Annotated in this window: 16 protein-coding genes; 7 read left to right on the top strand and 9 right to left on the bottom strand. The window is 55.0% G+C overall.

Annotation, left to right across the window (positions count from 1 at the left end):
* Positions 1–2: 2 nt before the first annotated feature.
* The 3 genes from pqiB (at position 3) to rmf (ending at position 2,626) form a co-directional block, all read left to right on the top strand.
* Positions 3–1,640, top strand: coding sequence for an intermembrane transport protein PqiB (gene pqiB, locus GNG26_RS07535; RefSeq protein WP_114388439.1), 1,638 nt, complete (start codon positions 3–5; stop codon positions 1,638–1,640).
* Entirely contained in the window at positions 1,640–2,203 is a 564-nt protein-coding gene (pqiC, locus tag GNG26_RS07540) for a membrane integrity-associated transporter subunit PqiC (protein ID WP_156238322.1), read from the top strand. Before pqiB ends, pqiC begins: the two co-directional genes overlap by 1 nt.
* Before the next feature lie 255 nt (positions 2,204–2,458).
* Positions 2,459–2,626, top strand: coding sequence for a ribosome modulation factor (rmf, locus tag GNG26_RS07545; protein ID WP_010429337.1), 168 nt, complete (start codon positions 2,459–2,461; stop codon positions 2,624–2,626).
* A 72-nt stretch (positions 2,627–2,698) separates the two neighbouring features.
* On the opposite strand, the gene fabA is transcribed toward rmf, so the two are convergent.
* Together fabA and GNG26_RS07555 are read right to left on the bottom strand one after the other, a co-directional pair.
* The gene (fabA, locus tag GNG26_RS07550) at positions 2,699–3,217 is read right to left on the bottom strand and encodes a bifunctional 3-hydroxydecanoyl-ACP dehydratase/trans-2-decenoyl-ACP isomerase (protein ID WP_000227926.1); all 519 of its coding nucleotides are present in this window, start codon (positions 3,215–3,217) and stop codon (positions 2,699–2,701) included.
* 68 nt (positions 3,218–3,285) lie between these two features.
* The gene (locus GNG26_RS07555) at positions 3,286–5,046 is read right to left on the bottom strand and encodes a Lon protease family protein (RefSeq protein ID WP_156238323.1); all 1,761 of its coding nucleotides are present in this window, start codon (positions 5,044–5,046) and stop codon (positions 3,286–3,288) included.
* Between the two features lie 186 nt (positions 5,047–5,232).
* Here GNG26_RS07555 and matP point away from each other — a divergent pair, with 186 nt between their 5' ends.
* Positions 5,233–5,688 (top strand): macrodomain Ter protein MatP, encoded by a 456-nt coding sequence (matP, locus tag GNG26_RS07560; RefSeq protein WP_103178956.1) that lies wholly within the window; start codon positions 5,233–5,235, stop codon positions 5,686–5,688.
* Between the two features lie 66 nt (positions 5,689–5,754).
* Here the strand turns inward: matP and ompA are convergent, their stop codons facing one another.
* A complete protein-coding gene (ompA, locus tag GNG26_RS07565; RefSeq protein WP_156238324.1) occupies positions 5,755–6,810 on the bottom strand; it encodes a porin OmpA in 1,056 nt (351 codons plus the stop codon).
* A gap of 354 nt (positions 6,811–7,164) precedes the next feature.
* Entirely contained in the window at positions 7,165–7,674 is a 510-nt protein-coding gene (sulA, locus tag GNG26_RS07570; RefSeq protein WP_103178957.1) for an SOS-induced cell division inhibitor SulA, read from the bottom strand.
* Positions 7,675–7,891: 217 nt separating this feature from the next.
* Between sulA and GNG26_RS07575 the strand changes: the two genes are divergently transcribed.
* A complete protein-coding gene (locus GNG26_RS07575; RefSeq protein ID WP_156238325.1) occupies positions 7,892–8,521 on the top strand; it encodes a TfoX/Sxy family DNA transformation protein in 630 nt (209 codons plus the stop codon).
* Here GNG26_RS07575 and yccS read toward each other — a convergent pair.
* Together yccS and GNG26_RS07585 are read right to left on the bottom strand one after the other, a co-directional pair.
* Positions 8,502–10,637, bottom strand: a complete 2,136-nt coding sequence (gene yccS / locus GNG26_RS07580; protein WP_114315419.1) for a YccS family putative transporter — start codon at positions 10,635–10,637, stop codon at positions 8,502–8,504. The two genes, GNG26_RS07575 and yccS, sit on opposite strands and share 20 nt — an antisense overlap.
* Positions 10,638–10,655: 18 nt before the next feature.
* Complete coding sequence (locus GNG26_RS07585) at positions 10,656–11,102, bottom strand: YccF domain-containing protein (protein ID WP_103178960.1); 447 nt, start codon at positions 11,100–11,102, stop codon at positions 10,656–10,658.
* 123 nt (positions 11,103–11,225) lie between these two features.
* Here GNG26_RS07585 and helD point away from each other — a divergent pair, with 123 nt between their 5' ends.
* Positions 11,226–13,280, top strand: coding sequence for a DNA helicase IV (gene helD / locus GNG26_RS07590; protein ID WP_156238326.1), 2,055 nt, complete (start codon positions 11,226–11,228; stop codon positions 13,278–13,280).
* Between the two features lie 37 nt (positions 13,281–13,317).
* Here the strand turns inward: helD and mgsA are convergent, their stop codons facing one another.
* Together mgsA and GNG26_RS07600 are read right to left on the bottom strand one after the other, a co-directional pair.
* Positions 13,318–13,776: a methylglyoxal synthase gene (gene mgsA, locus GNG26_RS07595; RefSeq protein WP_103178962.1), complete on the bottom strand. Its 459-nt coding sequence runs from the start codon at positions 13,774–13,776 to the stop codon at positions 13,318–13,320.
* A gap of 79 nt (positions 13,777–13,855) precedes the next feature.
* Positions 13,856–14,518 (bottom strand): DUF2057 family protein, encoded by a 663-nt coding sequence (locus GNG26_RS07600; RefSeq protein WP_103178963.1) that lies wholly within the window; start codon positions 14,516–14,518, stop codon positions 13,856–13,858.
* A gap of 170 nt (positions 14,519–14,688) precedes the next feature.
* On the opposite strand from GNG26_RS07600, the gene GNG26_RS07605 reads away from it, so the two are divergent.
* The gene (locus GNG26_RS07605; protein WP_103823343.1) at positions 14,689–15,102 is read left to right on the top strand and encodes a CoA-binding protein; all 414 of its coding nucleotides are present in this window, start codon (positions 14,689–14,691) and stop codon (positions 15,100–15,102) included.
* A gap of 37 nt (positions 15,103–15,139) precedes the next feature.
* On the opposite strand, the gene hspQ is transcribed toward GNG26_RS07605, so the two are convergent.
* Positions 15,140–15,457 (bottom strand): heat shock protein HspQ, encoded by a 318-nt coding sequence (gene hspQ, locus GNG26_RS07610; RefSeq protein WP_103823342.1) that lies wholly within the window; start codon positions 15,455–15,457, stop codon positions 15,140–15,142.
* Between the last annotated feature and the right edge of the window lie 55 nt (positions 15,458–15,512).

Here is a 15,512-nt window from a genome sequence, read left to right on the forward strand (position 1 = left end):
GCATGGAAAAGAAAAGCGGAGAGGCGAAAGTGCAGAAGGTCAGAAACTGGTCGCCGGTGTGGATTTTCCCCATCGTGACTGCCCTGATCGGTGCCTGGATCCTGTTTTATCATTACAGCCATCAGGGTCCGGAAGTGACGTTAATCACCACCAACGCCGAGGGGATTGAGGGTGGTAAAACCACCATCAAAAGCCGCAGCGTGGATGTGGGGGTCGTTGAAAGCGCCACCCTGACTGACGACCTGACACACGTAGAGATCAAAGCCCGCCTTAACGCTGGCATGGAGAAGCTGCTGCATGGCGACTCGGTATTCTGGGTGGTGAAACCGCAGGTGGGCCGTGAAGGCATCAGCGGTCTGGGCACGTTGTTATCCGGGGCATATATTGAACTGCAACCGGGCAAAAAGGGCGTCCAGCCAGCGGAATATCAACTGCTGGACTCACCGCCGCTGGCGCCACCCGACGCGAAGGGGATCCGCGTCATCCTCGACAGTAAAAAAGCGGGCCAGCTGAGTCCGGGCGATCCGGTATTGTTCCGCGGTTATCGCGTGGGTTCCGTTGAAACCAGCACGTTTGACACCCAAAAACGCACCATCAGTTATCAGCTGTTTATCAATGCGCCTAACGATCGCCTGGTGACCGGCAACGTACGCTTCTGGAAAGACAGCGGTATCGCCGTGGACTTAACCTCAGCCGGTATGCGCGTCGAAATGGGTTCACTCTCTACGCTCTTCGGCGGTGGCGTTAGCTTTGACGTGCCGGAAGGGCTGGATCAGGGCCAGCCGGTGGCGCAGCATACGGCGTTCAAGCTCTATGACGACCAGAGAAGCATTCAGGATTCGCTCTATACCGACCATATCGACTACCTGATGTTCTTCAAAGATTCTGTCCGCGGCCTGCAGCCGGGCGCGCCGGTTGAATTCCGTGGCATCCGTCTCGGAACCGTCGGTAAGGTGCCGTTCTTTGCGCCGGGTATGCGGCAGGTGCTGGATGATGACTACCGTATTCCGGTGCTGATCCGCATCGAGCCGGAGCGTCTGATCAATCAGGTTGGCGATACGCCGGACATTGCTCAGCATATCGACGGGCTAATGAAGCGCGGCCTGCGCGGCTCGCTCAAAACCGGTAATCTGGTGACCGGGGCGCTGTATGTGGATATGGACTTCTTCCCGAAAGAGCCGCCGTTAAAAGAGATCCGCGAGTTTGGGGGCTATAAAATTATCCCGACCGTCAGCGGTGGCCTGGCGCAGATCCAACAGCGTCTGATGGAAACGCTGGATAAGATCAACAACCTGCCGCTTAATCCGATGATTCAGCAGGCTACCAACACACTTAGTGAAAGCCAGGCGACGATGCGCCGACTGCAGGCCACGCTGGATAATCTGAACAAGCTGACCGCCAGCCAGTCGATGCAGCAGCTGCCGCAGGACATGCAGAAGACGCTGCGTGAACTGAACCGCAGTATGCAGGGCTTCCAGCCGGGTTCCGCGGCATATAACAAGATGGTGGCGGATATGCAGCGCCTCGATCAGGTTCTGCGTGAGCTCCAGCCGGTACTGAAAACGCTGAATACGAAGAGTAATGCGCTGGTATTCGAAGCAAAAGACAAAAAGGACCCTGAGCCGAAGGGGGCTAAATAATGAAAAAATGGCTAATCATCACCGCAGTGGCGCTTCTGACCGCCTGTAGCTCATCAGAGAACAAGAGCTATTATCAGCTGCCGGTGGCAGCGCAGGCGGGCGGGCAAACGACGGCCAGCCAGGGGAACCGCCTGCTGTGGGTAGAGCAGGTGGCGGTGCCGGATTACCTCGCCGGTAATGGCGTGGTTTATCAAACCAGCGATGTGCAGTATGTCATCGCTAATAACAACCTGTGGGCCAGCCCGCTGGATCAGCAGCTGCGCAACACGCTGGTCGCTAACCTTGGCAGCCAACTGCCGGGATGGGTGGTTGCCTCGCAGCCGCTGGGTAGCGACCAGGATACGCTCAACGTCAACGTGACCAACTTCCACGGGCGCTATGATGGCAGGGTGATTGTCAGCGGGGAGTGGCTGCTGAACCATCAGGGTCAGCTGATCAAACGACCTTTCCATCTGGAGCTGATCCAGCGAAAAGATGGTTACGATGAGATGGTAAAAGTGCTGGCTCAGGGCTGGGCGCAGGAGTCTGCCAGCATTGCGAGAGAGATCTCCCGACTGCCATAAGTAAAATTCATCGCACGGGGCCGCACTTAGCTTGATGCTAATTGCGGCTTTTTTTTCGTTTGTCCCTCAGGCGGTTACTTGTGCCGTGTCACAATTTTTGTACAAATGAACTTTTGTGTAGCTCACATTTATGACACTGGCGTGAATTTTGCGCATTGACGCTCGGCGGTAATCAGGGTATTCGTTATCTGTGATTGCACATTTTGTAATCACTGTTTTCTTTTCCACCAGATCAAATAATGAGGGAAACGAGGCATGAAGAGACAGAAACGAGATCGCCTTGAAAGGGCTCATCAACGTGGTTATCAGGCTGGCATCGCCGGACGTTCAAAAGAAATGTGTCCCTATCAGACCTTGAATCAGAGGTCACAATGGTTAGGGGGCTGGCGAGAAGCTATCGGAGACAGGGCAGTACTTGCTTGATAACGTCTCTTTAAAAAAGAAACCTCCGCACTGCGGAGGTTTCGCCTTTATATGCTCTGGTAAAAGCAACAATCAGAATGCGGAGGTGTCCTGGAACAGACCCACTTTCAGGTCGTTCGCGGTATAGATCAGACGACCGTCGACCAGCACTTCGCCATCCGCCAGGCCCATAATCAGGCGACGGTTAACAATGCGTTTGAAGTGAATACGGTAGGTAACTTTTTTCGCGGTCGGCAGAACCTGACCAGTGAATTTCACTTCACCCACGCCCAGCGCGCGGCCTTTGCCTTCGCCACCCAGCCAGCCGAGGTAGAAGCCAACCAGCTGCCACATTGCGTCCAGACCCAGGCAGCCTGGCATCACCGGATCGCCAATAAAGTGGCAACCAAAGAACCACAGGTCCGGATTGATATCGAGCTCTGCTTCTACGTAACCCTTATCGAAGTTGCCGCCGGTTTCCGTCATCTTCACGACACGGTCCATCATCAGCATGTTCGGGGCCGGTAACTGCGGGCCTTTCGCGCCAAACAGTTCACCGCGACCAGAGGCAAGAAGATCTTCTTTTGTATAGGATTCGCGTTTATCTACCATGTTCTCAGTATGCCTTATTTTAGTGAAGGACGCAGGATAGCTAACACGTGTACGCTGAACAAGTCCGATCAGTTTGGCGTGAACCAGTTCAACCAGCGTAACGGCCAGGGATAACGGTGGCGCGCTTCCTGTTGCGTTGCCTGCGCAATACGTTCCTGGATAGTCTGCATCAACGTGGTTTGCCCCTCGGCGTCCCACTCCAGGTTTGTCAGTAAGGGTAGCGCATCTGTAATGTCTTCGATGGCCCAGAGGCTGAATTGTTCCTCTTCTACCGCCTTCAGCAGTTCCTGACTGAGGCTGAGATGACGCACGTTCGGCAGAGGAATGATCACACCCTGTTTACCGCTCAGCCCACGCTGCTGGCAGACGGTAAAGAAGCCCTCGATCTTCTCATTCAGACCGCCGACCGGCTGCGCGCGACCAAACTGGTCCACGGAACCGGTAATGGCAATGCTCTGATTCACCGGCACATCGGCCAGGGCGCTGATGAGGGCACACAGCTCTGCCATTGAGGCACTGTCGCCATCCACTTCGCTGTAGGATTGTTCGAAGGTCAGCGAGGCGGTGAAGGGGATCTGCTGCTCGAGCTGCAGTTCCGACATCAGGAAGGCCTGCATGATCATCATGCCCTTGGCGTGAATATTCCCGCCCAGCTCGGCTTTGCGTTCGACATCGATAAACTCACCGTCGCCGATATGCACGACGCAGCTGATACGCGACGGCTCGCCAAAGGCGCGCGGGTGGCCAGGGAATTCAATTACCGACAGGGCGTTGATCTGCCCGACGCGTTCGCCTTCGGTTTCAACCAGGATCTGCTCAAGCAGGATCTCATCCTGCATGCGATCGGCAAGATAGCCTTCACGCCATTCGCGCTGCACCAGCATCTGGGAGAGCTGTTCGCCGGTGACCGTATCGTCTTCGGTCATGGCTGCGGCTTCACGCAGTTGTTTGCCAAGCCAGAGAGGACAAAGCGGCAGTGTCTCCTGATCGCCGGTATAGCGGACCGCTTCGCGGATCAGCACCGGCCAGGCATCGGCAGCTGGTGTTGGCAGCTGCGCACGCTGGCAGACGGCGTAAACCCACTGCAGCCATTGCTGCATATCTTCGGCATCCGCAATCTGGGTGCTCTCTTCAAATTCGCTGTAGACCACCTGGTCGGCCAGTTCGGGTTCCATCTCCTGGAAATCCGCCAGCGCTTCGCGATCGCCGATGAGCACCACTTTCAGGGTGAGCGGCATAGAGGGCACAGCGACCGGAAGAGGACGCGACTCGTCGTAGGCCACCCAGTCGAAGCGCTGCTGGCTAACGCTGTTTTTCAGGCGCATCCACAGAAGCGGCTGAGCAAGCAGCGTGCGCAGAGAGATAACCAGCACGCCGCCGTTTGCCTGATGGACCAGACCGGGATGCAGGGTTAATTCACCATTAAACTGGCGCAGACAGCCGAACAGCTGTTCTGCTTCTGTCCAGCCCGCCTGGACGATGTTGCCGGTGACTGCAAAACGGCCATCGGGTACGGTGGCGGGTTCAAAGGTAACGGTATGCCCATCGATGCGGTACTCACCACCAAAGACCGTTCCGGCTTCTGGCTGCAGCTGCCGCATGGCATCTGCCAGAAGATTCAGATACTCCGCTTCGTCTGGCGCTTTCAACAACATGAATGGCGAGGTGGCCCATGGGCTTAACACCTGCTCCAGCGCGTAATGCAAACGGGGCTGAGTGTCGCTGAGGATGTATTCGTCTTCTTTCGCGAGATCTGGCTGTGCAAACAGTTCCTGATAACTGTCGGTATCCGGAACAAGGTCACGCCATGCAAGTTTCGTAATGGTCAAAGTTGATGTTTTTTAGTCAGAAGTAAAACGATGGAGTATACCGTAAGGCGCAGGCTCTGCACATGAGGGAATGGGGGTTTCCGGGCAGGAATGCGTCACCGCGTGTCACAGGATATGATTTCTTTTCAGCAGATTGCTAAAAAACTGATATTCTGAACACAGTTACACGGTCACACTGAGATCGCAATGAAATATCAACAACTGGAAAATCTCGAAAGCGGCTGGAAATGGAAGTATCTGGTCAAAAAACACCGTGAAGGGGAGTTGATCACCTGCTACCTCGAAGCCAGTGCCGCAAAAGAAGCTGTAGATTTATTGCTGACCCTCGAAAATGAACCCATTCTGGTCAATGGCTGGATTGAAAAGCATATTAATCCCGCCTTACTGAACCGAATGAAGCAGACTATCCGTGCGCGGCGCAAACGGCACTTTAATGCTGAGCACCAGCACACCCGTAAAAAGTCGATCGATCTGGAGTTTATGGTCTGGCAGCGTCTGGCCGGGCTTGCCCAGCGACGGGGGAAAACCTTGTCAGAAACCATCGTGCAGCTGATTGAAGATGCGGAACATAAAGAGAAGTACGCCAGTCAGATGTCGACCCTGAAAACCGATCTTCAGGCGCTGCTGGCCGGTAAAAAGTAGCGTTTTACTTTTCTTCAGGCAATAAAAAACCCCGCACCATGGCGGGGTTTTTTGTCAGACGATAACTTATGCCGCTGGCTGAGTTACAACGTCTTTGATGCCTTTAACTTCGATCTCTACGCGACGATCTGGAGCCAGGCAGTCGATCAGTGCAGCGCGAGCTTTCACGTTGTCACAGGTAGAACCGGTAACTGGGTTAGATTCGCCCATACCACGTGGGGAGATCTTGTTAGCCGGGATACCTTTAGAGATCAGGTAATCAACAACGGACTGAGCACGTTTCTCAGACAGACCCTGGTTGTAAGCGTCAGAACCGATACGGTCGGTGAAGCCCAGAACCACTACGGAACCATCTTTAGGATCCAGGTTGCTCAGCTGGGTGTACAGCTGATCCAGTGCCTGCTGACCTTCTGGTTTCAGGGTTGCTTTGTTGAAGTTGAACAGAACGTCAGACTTCAGAGTGAAGTGCTTGGTCTGTACTTCTGGAGCCGGTGCTGGAGCTGGAGCAACGATTGGCGCTGCTTCTTCCTGCTGGCCGAAACGGTAGGAAACACCCACGCTCAGCATGCCGTTGTCTGGACGAACACCAACGGTGTTGCCGTCGCCGATGTTGTTAACCCACTGGTATTCCAGACGGGTAGCAACGTCACGGGTCATAGCCCACTCAACGCCACCAGCGAATACTGGGGATACGCCGGTGTCATGGTCGTCGCCAGCGATGCTGTTGCTGGAGTCTGCACGCCATACCATGCCGCCCAGACGGGTGTAGATGTCTACAGCGTCATTTACTGGGTAGCCCAGTTTAGCAGTCAGCTGAACGCCCTGAGCTTTGAATGCGCCGTTAACGTTGTCGCCTTTGTAAGGCATACGGCCCAGCCAGTCGTAACCCATTTCGAAGCCAACGTACGGGTTAACCTGATAACCACCGAACGCGCCTGCGCCCAGCTGGCTTTCATGAGTTGGACCGTCGTTGTTCAGAGCGTCGTTATACCAGCCAGTGTCATGGAACTGAGACCAGCCCAGTTTAGCACCAGCGTACCAGGTATTATCTTTCGGAGCGGCCTGCGCTACGGTAGCGAAACCAGCCAGTGCCACTGCAATCGCGATAGCTGTCTTTTTCATTTTTTGCGCCTCGTTATCATCCAAAAATCGCCATGAGAATCTCAATGAGAGTCACGGTTAAATCCTTCACCGGGGGGCGGGGACAAAGAGTAAACCTACCGATATCTTCGGCTTAGGCCGAGCACCCCTGGCGATGTAAAGTCTACAACGTACCTGAAAACTTACAAGTGTGAACTCTGTCAGGCATATGAAAAAAAAAGTTTTGTATACACAATATTTAACATTTATTGCGCAATTTAAGGCGTGCTAAAATGAAGAAAGCCGCGGCAGACAAGACTTTTCGCGGCTTTTATATAGAGAACCAACGGCGTACAGAGGGCGCAAAAAAAATTCCAGGAATACTCTTATTTTTACTTAATGATACAAATTGGAGTGAATTTTTAGCCCAGAAAGGTGTCCGTTGCCCAGAGCATTCATTCGAATGGGACGCATTATGAAGCCGAGCGCATTACCTTCTTCGGCGGCTTCAGCCAGACGATGTTGTTCCGTTTCCGTCAACTCGTGCGTAAACCAGCCGATCACGACGCTGTAATTCCCGGTACGCAACGCCCTCACCATTGAATCTACAGTATGGCATGGATCCATCTGACTTATCTGCATCACTTTTGTGAGTGGTAAGCCAGCGGACTGCACCCACTCCCGGCTCAATTTCTGCTGCGGCGTAAGCCACAACTGCCAGCGAGACTGCTGACCAAGCTGCTGTAACAGGGGCAGCAATAACAGCTGCGTCATCATGGGCTGGTCTTCACGGTAGAGCACTTCACTAATCAGCCCGGTGGAAACAGGCGCAGTGGAATTCAGCGCGCTTTTACCTGCGGTTGAAGAGAAAGTAGTTGAACGGTTTGCATAGCCTGAAGAGTACATAATCAATCCAGCCCTGTGGTTACTGTATGGATATACAGTAACCCCTGTGCGACTAAAGATCAACCTCATTTTCGGAAAGCTCCTCGCAAATTTGGTTTGTAATTCAGTCGTATTGAAAAATCATCTTGCCGTTCGATTATAAGTTACCTATTTTCTGGCTAACGGATCCGTTAACAAACGAACTCACCATTACTCCATGATTTAAAAGGGAAATATCATGAAAAAGTTATCGTATGAACGGATCTATCAATCAGCAGAATACCTGTCTCCTCTCGGCAAGGTGCACTATCGCGCCCTGTTTGGCGGTTACACTCTGGCGGTAGATGACACGGTATTTGCCATGGTGTCGGAAGGGGAGTTATACCTGCGGGCCTGTGAGGAGAGCGCACCTTACTGTGTAAAACATGCCTCGACTTTCCTGTCGCTGGTAAAGCGGGGGCGGCCTGTGTTGTTGAACTATTATCGCGTTGATGAAGGTCTCTGGCAGGATCGCGAAAAGCTTCTGCAGCTCTCCTCGTTTGCGCTGGAGGCGGCGCGGCGGGAGCGCAGCGCACGCTATAAGCGCGAAAGGCTGAAAGATTTACCCAATCTCACCTTTCAACTGGAGATCCTGCTTTATGAAGCGGGCATCACCACCGAAGAGGCATTACGCGCGCTGGGGGCGGAGCAGTCCTGGCTGAAGATCAAAGCGCTGAACAAGCACCTCAGTTATAAGGTGCTGTTTGCACTGGAAGGGGCCATCACCGGGCTGCACGTCGCTGCACTCCCGGAAGTCAGACGCCAGGAGCTTGTGGAGTGGTACAAAAAGCTGCCGGTAGAGACTCCCCTTACTCCGGCAGCTGATTAACGTGCTGCTGTAGGCGACAAATTTCTGGCAGCAACGCGATGAGCAGACCAATTTGCTGCAGAACCAGAGGCGCTTTGCTCTCGGCTCCCGGCTCAATATGTGAAATGCGTTGCGCCAGTTCGCTTAATGCCTGCTGAACACGAGGCTCATCCGCCGGACGTTGATGAAGTGCATCATCAACGTAGCAGACCGCATCGTCGAGCAATCCCAGGATTGCGGGGCTGGTGAGCCGCTCGCGGTGCGCGCCCAACGCGGCGATATAGCTGGTAAAAGTATGGTTGAGGCACAGCAAACGGAATGCAACTTCACGGGTTTCTGCGGTTGCCCGCGGCTCCGTGGACATATTCGACACCACAGACGCCAGCTCCGCGTCGCGGTTATAGGCATCACGCCGGGCGATACGGTACGCCAGGCGGTTATCGCGCCCCTGATGATACTGCTCAAGAATGGCATCAAGATAACGGCAGTTGGCGTTCATCGCCTGATCCAGCACCCGAGGCAGATTACGGAACCGCCAGTCCGGCCAGATGAAACTCACCGCAGCCCAGGCAATGGCGCAGCCAATTAACGTATCAATGACGCGCGGCAGGGCCACCTCAAAACCTTCCCCGAGCAGGTTGAAGCAGAGCAGCACCAGCAGAGTGATAAACATGGTGGCGTGAGCATATTGCACATTACGAAACGCAAAAAACAGCACGCCGGTGATCACAATTAAGATCAGCTGACCTTCCAGCGAAGGAACAAAGTAAAGGATGGGTAACCCGACAGCGACCCCAACCAGGGTGCCGAGAATACGCAGCGCCAGCCGGTGGCGGGTGGCATTGTAGTTGGGCTGACAGACAAAGAGGCTGGTGAGCAAAATCCAGTAGCCGTGATTAAGCCCGGTTATCTGTATAAAAGCATAACCAATACAGAGCACCAGCGACATCCTCACCGCATGGCGAAACAGCGCCGATTCCGGGGAAAAATGACGACTTAAACGCAGCCAGATATCGCTAAACCCATGCAGGCTGTCATCCGCAAGCTGGTTATTCACATCATTACCGGGTGTTGCCAGCGCCTGTTCAGATTCGATAGTGGCGAGCTGGGCATCAATGGCGCGTAAGTTATTTAACAGAAAACCCAGCGCTTTCATCTGCTCAGCAGAGGTGCCGCTGGCCTGAACGCGGTCGAGCGCCGCATCCAGGTGGGTAAATGCGCGTTCAAATCGCGGATCGTGTTGATAAGGGGTGCGCAGCAGAATGGAGCGCGACAGCTGCTGGCAGGCTTGCGACTGCATCGACAACAGGCGCTGGAAGCGGAACATCACGTCGCTGTAGCGAAACTTTTCGCGCAGTTCGGCGTACTGAATATGCGATGAGCTGGCGCGTTCGTGGATATCCTGCGCCACAAAGTAATAGTGTAGGGTTCGGCGGGTGCCGCGCTGACCACGATCGCCGCGTAAACGGGTAAGTAACGATGCTTTGGTCTGGTTTAGCGTGGTCACCAGTTGCCCGTTCGCCAGGGCCAGATCGTACAGCGGTGCCTGGCCGTCATCTTCGATATCTGGATCGAAGAGCCGGGACTTTAATTCCAGATAGTGGGCCAGCTGCTCATAGCTGCGGGCAAGATTATCCTGTAACGGGCGAATGGGGAAAATAAGATGCCCGGCGAGCGTCAGCAGGTTATACCAGACCGCGCCCAGCAACAGCAGCACCGGCTGTTGATACCACTGGTCATACAGCGACACCCCCAGCATGGTATAGATGGCAATAAGCAGCGCGCCAAAGGCGATGGTGGCGTAGCGCTGGCCCAGCCCACCCAACAGGATAAAAACGCTGGTGGAGAGCGTCAGCCCAATCGCGAAAAACCATGGCCACGGAAAGAGCAGCTCAACCGATGCAGAGGCGATAAAAAAGCAGATCAGGGTGATAACCAGATTGCGCAGCCGACCGGTAAGACGATCGTCCAGGTCGGCCAGCGCGCCGGCAACCACCCCCAGCGTCAGCGGGATGGTCAGCTTTACTTCGCCCAGCCACCAGGGCAGGGCGGTACTGCCACACAGGGCAATAAAGATCCGGGCATTGTAGAGCCAGGCGCTGTTCAGGGTGTAGCGGCGAAGCAGAGGGCTTAGCATGTGCGCGCGAGGTCCTTGTTACGGAAAACGGCGGCGGGCGTTGGCTTCCCGCGCGGCGCGAGCCACTTCTACCGGCACAACCCGGCGTCCGACCGGCCATAAAGCGATGGCGGCAATTTTGAAATTGGCGATCCCGACGGGGATGCCAATCAGGGTCAGGCACTGGGCGATCCCCGCCGCTATATGCATCACACACAGCCACCAGCCGAAAAAGATCAGCCACAGAATATTGAGCAGCGTTCCGCCGGTGTTCATCAGCGTACTTTTACTGTCAGGCTCCAGTTCATCCACGTGAACCGCTTCGTTACCGTAAGGCACCAGCGAGAGTTTGGTGATTTCCCAGCAGGAGCGCGTCAGCGGCAGGGTAAAGATCAGCACCACGCTGACCAGCGTCGCCAGCAGCCAGGAGAGGGTAGTGACAAAACCACCCAGCACAAAATTCAAAATATTCAGAACGGTACGCATAAAACCTCAATTCTTACCGGAATGGTGAAGCCCTGATGATTGTAACGTTTTTTTGCGCTGGAGCACCTGAAAACTGGCAGTTAAACTGTTATGCAATTATTCACGTCGTGGATCAGGCTGGACATGGAACTGAAAGCAACATCGTTAGGCAAGCGCCTGGCACAACATCCGTACGACAAAGTCGTTCTGCTCAACGCCGGGGTCAAGGTCTCAGGCGAACGTCATGAATATCTCATCCCTTTCAATCAGCTATTGGCCATTCACTGCAAACGCGGCCTGGTCTGGGGGGAGCTGGAGTTTGTTCTGCCCGATGAAAAAGTGGTCCGCCTGCATGGCACCGAGTGGGCAGAAACCCAGCGTTTTCACCGTCATCTGAACACGCTCTGGCAGCAGTGGAGTGCTGAAATGAGTGAGGTGGCGGCGCAGGTCCTGCAAAACGCGCTGAATGACATTGCCGCAACAAATGAGCAAAACAGCTGGCTGACGCGGGAAAAAACGCTCGGTTTGCAGCAAAAAATTCGCCAGGCGTTACAGGCCTTGCCGTTGTCCGTCTCAAGGCTCGACGAGTTTGATAACTGCCGGGAAGCCTGGCGTCAGTGTCAGGCCTGGCTGAAGGACATTGACCAGAGCAGGCTGGCGCACAATCAGGCGTGGACCGACGCCATGCTCAGCCAGTATGCCGACTTTTTTGCCGGTATTGAGTCTTCCCCCCTCAATCCGGCCCAGGCCCGGGCGGTGGTCAACGGCGAGTCGTCGCTGCTGGTGCTGGCCGGTGCCGGTAGCGGCAAAACCTCGGTGCTGGTGGCCCGGGCAGGCTGGCTGCTGACCCGCAATGAAGCCTCTGCCGATCAGATTTTACTCCTGGCCTTTGGCCGTAAGGCGGCCCAGGAGATGGATGAGCGGATAGAGGCGCGGCTGCATACCCGCGACATTACCGCCCGGACCTTCCACGCCCTGGCCCTGCACATCATTCAGCAGGGGAGTAAAAAAGTGCCCGTGGTCAGCGAGCTTGAAAACGACACCGCGGCGCGACAGAAGCTATTTATAGATGCCTGGCAGCAGCAGTGCAGCGAGAAAAAAGCGCAGGCCAAAGGCTGGCGCCAGTGGCTGGAAGAGGAGCTGAACTGGGACGTGCCGGAGGGCAGTTTCTGGCAAAACGAGAAGCTGGCGCGCCGACTGGCACCCCGGCTCGATCGCTGGGTGAGCCTGATGCGCATGCACGGCGGCGCTCAGGCAGAGATGATTGCCGGTGCCCCTGAAGAGGTGCGGGCGCTGTTTTCAAAGCGGGTGAAGTTAATGGCTCCCCTGCTTAAGGCGTGGAAAGCTGCCCTGAAGGCAGAAAACGCCGTCGATTTTTCCGGCCTGATTCATCAGGCGATCGTTATTCTGGAGAAAGGCCGTTTTATCAGCCCCTGGAAACACATTCTGGTGGATGAGTTTCAGGACATCTCCCCTCAGCGTGCGGCACTGCTGGCGGCGCTACGGGCACAGAACAAGCACACCACCCTGTTCGCTGTGGGGGATGACTGGCAGGCGATCTATCGCTTCAGTGGCGCGCAGCTGTCGCTGACAACCGCGTTTCACCATTACTTTGGCGAAGGCGATCGCTGCGATCTGGATACCACCTACCGCTTCAATAACCGGATCGGTGAGATCGCCAACCGCTTTATCCAGCAGAACCCGCATCAGCTGGCAAAACCGCTGAACAGCCTCTCGGCTGGGGACAAAAAAGCGGTCACGCTGCTGGCAGACGATCAGCTCGATGCCCTGCTGGATAAGCTGAGCGGTTACGCCAGACCGGAGGAGCGCATTCTGGTGCTGGCGCGCTATCAGCATCTCAAGCCCGCCAGCCTGGAGAAAGCCGCGACCCGCTGGCCAAAGTTGCAGCTGGATTTTATGACGATCCATGCCAGCAAGGGGCAGCAGGCGGACTATGCCATCGTCGTGGGGTTACAGGAGGGGAGCGACGGTTTCCCAGCACCTGCGCGTGAATCGGTCATGGAGCAGGCTCTGCTGCCTGCGACGGAAGACTTTCCCGATGCCGAAGAGCGGCGATTGTTATATGTGGCGATGACCCGCGCCCGCCATCGGGTCTGGTTGCTGTTCAATAAACAGCAGCCGTCACGTTTTGTTGAGATATTGAAAAATATAGACGTGCCGGTAGCGCGTAAACCGTAGGCCGGGTAAGGCGAAGCCGCCACCCGGCAGGACACATTTACTTCAGACGTTCAGCCAGATAGCGCTGATAATCCGGGATCAGGATCTCCACCGGCGAGTTGAACTGCGGGGATTCGATAATAAAGTCCGCCGTCGACAGGTTAGTGGCGACCGGAATATTCCACACCGTTGCCAGACGCAGCAGGGCTTTTACGTCCGGATCGTGCGGTACCGCATTGAGCGGGTCCCAGAAGAAGATCAGCACATCAATCTTTCCTTCCGAAATCTGGGCACCCACCTGCTGATCGCCCCCCATAGGGCCGCTCAGCATGGCATTCACCTGCAGCCCGGTCTCCCGATGGATCAGGTTGCCGGTTGTTCCGGTGGCCGAAAGCTGATGTTGTCCCAGCAGGGATTTATGACGCTGGACCCAGTTGAGCAGCATCTGTTTGCAGTGATCGTGCGCGACAAGGGCAATATGTTTGCGTTCCGGCAGTGTGCGGGTTGTGAGTTCCATAGTCTCTATCCGTTAGTTAACTGGCTACAGATTACTGGAAGCACCTGACGCTGCAAGAGAAAGGGATAAAAAATGCGGCTCAGGACGAGGGTTGTTGTTTCGCCCATTGCAGGAAACGGCTTCGGGTCTCGGGATCGGCCTGGGCAAACCAGTATTTCAGGCGCTGCTCCGTCATGCTCTGGGATTGCGGTGGCGGCATATCCAGTTCAGACACGCCGGATAAGAGCGTGCTGTCATCGGCCATGGTGGTAGAAAACTGCGGTATCGAGGCGCTCTGCCCGGCTTTGTTATAGCGCTCAGTGTCGTACTCGTAATTGACGCCGTTCGGCGTATTGGTGATCGCCAGAATATCCAGCTTGACCGGAATCGGGGTCGCGTCGCCATCCAGCAACTCGATTTGCGGTGATTTATCAAAAAGTTGTGACTCTTTTTCTGTTTCCAGCCGCGGAAGGCTAAAATTAACCTGACTGATCCGCTGCGTGTTAAAGCTGGCGACCAGAGGAGGGGAGATATAGATGCGCTCCTCGTGATTGCCAAGGCGAATGGTTTTTTCTACCCGGAAGACAATCTGATGCGGACCGTTGTCCAACTCTATGCTATCGGCGCCGCGCAGCAGGGAACTGGAGACTTTTTTGCCATCAAGTACCAGCAGGTCGATGTCTGTAGAGAGCCGCAGCGTTGTGGCGAAAACGCAAACCGGCATGAGCAGCGCAAACAGACTCCAGGCAATGCCGGTTTTCATAGAGAGCCCTCTTAAAAGACATGCGTCTTGAATAATGTATCAAAATTTTTCGTTAATCATATTTACTAACATATAGACAGGGTCCGGCAATTTGCCCTCATACAGACGTATGGGATGAGAAGTTGTTTAACGGCGTTGATACCCGGTTTGAACGAGCCAGGAGGAGATAAATGAAAGAGAACACCATAGCTGACATCCTTACCACCACCCGAACCATTGCGTTGGTGGGGGCGAGTGATAAGCCCGATCGCCCGAGTTATCGGGTGATGAAATATCTGCTCGACCAGGGCTATCACGTGATCCCGGTATCACCAAAAGTGGCAGGTAAAACATTGCTGGGCCAGCAGGGGTACGGCACCTTGGCGGAAGTACCGGAAAAAATCGACATGGTGGATGTGTTCCGCAACTCTGAAGCGGCCTGGGGGGTGGCGCAGGAAGCCATTGCAGTCGGGGCGAAAACGTTGTGGTTACAGCTCGGGGTGATTAACGAACAGGCGGCGGTGCTGGCACGGGACGCAGGCCTGAATGTGGTGATGGATCGCTGCCCGGCGATTGAGATCCCACGCCTCGGGATGGCGAAGTAATAAAAAACCCGGTCAGCCGTGGGCTACCGGGTTTTCATTAGTTACGCAGGCGCGGCGCCTGCAACTGTTTGCGGATCGTTTGCGCCAGTTCATCCATCGATGGCTGTTCAGGATGTTCATCCTGCTGTTCGCTACTTAACTGGGCTTCGGCAAGATAGGTATGCACGGCCTGGCCATCGTCATCTTCCATAACCACGTGGTACCAGGGCGCGGCGCGGAGTTCTGCATTCACCGCCAGCTCATCCGCTGACGGCTCGTCGAGAGAATATTCCGGGTCGATATCCACGACCACACCCAGATAACCTAACAGGGAATGGCGGACCTGCTGGCCGATACCGAATTTGCTGGCATTCATAGTCACCTCCCGGGAAACGTTACTTACACTATAGGTGTGGGCAACATTCCACTTT

The organism is Leclercia sp. J807 (assembly GCF_009734465.1).
Classification (GTDB): Bacteria; Pseudomonadota; Gammaproteobacteria; order Enterobacterales; family Enterobacteriaceae; genus Enterobacter.

What these genes read in the sequence shown, in the direction of transcription:
- pqiB (WP_114388439.1), top strand. Translation starts at nt 3, where the DNA reads ATGGAAAAGAAAAGCGGAGAGGCGAAAGTGCAGAAGGTCAGAAACTGG.
- pqiC (WP_156238322.1), top strand. Translation starts at nt 1,640, where the DNA reads ATGAAAAAATGGCTAATCATCACCGCAGTGGCGCTTCTGACCGCCTGT.
- rmf (WP_010429337.1), top strand. Translation starts at nt 2,459, where the DNA reads ATGAAGAGACAGAAACGAGATCGCCTTGAAAGGGCTCATCAACGTGGT.
- fabA (WP_000227926.1), bottom strand. Translation starts at nt 3,217, where the DNA reads ATGGTAGATAAACGCGAATCCTATACAAAAGAAGATCTTCTTGCCTCT.
- matP (WP_103178956.1), top strand. Translation starts at nt 5,233, where the DNA reads ATGAAATATCAACAACTGGAAAATCTCGAAAGCGGCTGGAAATGGAAG.
- ompA (WP_156238324.1), bottom strand. Translation starts at nt 6,810, where the DNA reads ATGAAAAAGACAGCTATCGCGATTGCAGTGGCACTGGCTGGTTTCGCT.
- sulA (WP_103178957.1), bottom strand. Translation starts at nt 7,674, where the DNA reads ATGTACTCTTCAGGCTATGCAAACCGTTCAACTACTTTCTCTTCAACC.
- GNG26_RS07575 (WP_156238325.1), top strand. Translation starts at nt 7,892, where the DNA reads ATGAAAAAGTTATCGTATGAACGGATCTATCAATCAGCAGAATACCTG.
- yccS (WP_114315419.1), bottom strand. Translation starts at nt 10,637, where the DNA reads ATGCTAAGCCCTCTGCTTCGCCGCTACACCCTGAACAGCGCCTGGCTC.
- GNG26_RS07585 (WP_103178960.1), bottom strand. Translation starts at nt 11,102, where the DNA reads ATGCGTACCGTTCTGAATATTTTGAATTTTGTGCTGGGTGGTTTTGTC.
- helD (WP_156238326.1), top strand. Translation starts at nt 11,226, where the DNA reads ATGGAACTGAAAGCAACATCGTTAGGCAAGCGCCTGGCACAACATCCG.
- mgsA (WP_103178962.1), bottom strand. Translation starts at nt 13,776, where the DNA reads ATGGAACTCACAACCCGCACACTGCCGGAACGCAAACATATTGCCCTT.
- GNG26_RS07600 (WP_103178963.1), bottom strand. Translation starts at nt 14,518, where the DNA reads ATGAAAACCGGCATTGCCTGGAGTCTGTTTGCGCTGCTCATGCCGGTT.
- GNG26_RS07605 (WP_103823343.1), top strand. Translation starts at nt 14,689, where the DNA reads ATGAAAGAGAACACCATAGCTGACATCCTTACCACCACCCGAACCATT.
- hspQ (WP_103823342.1), bottom strand. Translation starts at nt 15,457, where the DNA reads ATGAATGCCAGCAAATTCGGTATCGGCCAGCAGGTCCGCCATTCCCTG.